We start from the raw sequence: 349 nt of genomic DNA on the forward strand, positions 1-349 counted from the left end.
CGAGCCACTGCACGACGCCCTGGTTCTCCAGCAGCGACACGTACGTGACGATGCCACCGATCAGCAGGACGGTGCCCCAGCTGATCTTCTCCACGGCGCCCTTGGCCGACGCCGGGAAGGCGAGCGTCAGCGCGACGGCGATGGTGAGCGCCGTGAAGCCCACGTCGAGGTCGAAGCCGAGCGCACCGACCATGAGCGCGAGGAGCCCGAGGAGCGTGAGCCACCGCTGCGGGTTGAGACGGGTGGCGTCATCGGCATCGTCCGAATCCGAGGCGCCGCGCCGGGCCTCGACAGCCGAGTGGGGAGTCTGGCGGGTCGCGGCGTGAGTGGCCTCGCGCGAGGTGCGCTC

At 71.1% G+C, this 349-nt stretch carries 1 protein-coding gene; it reads right to left on the minus strand.

Translation table 11 applies throughout. The annotated features are described in order from the left end of the window. A partial coding sequence (locus D9V41_RS16975; RefSeq protein ID WP_341770343.1) for an SLC13 family permease occupies positions 1-349 on the minus strand: 349 nt, incomplete at both ends.

Origin of the sequence: Aeromicrobium phragmitis (genome assembly GCF_003674095.1) — a bacterium.
Classification (GTDB): domain Bacteria; phylum Actinomycetota; class Actinomycetes; order Propionibacteriales; family Nocardioidaceae; genus Aeromicrobium; species Aeromicrobium phragmitis.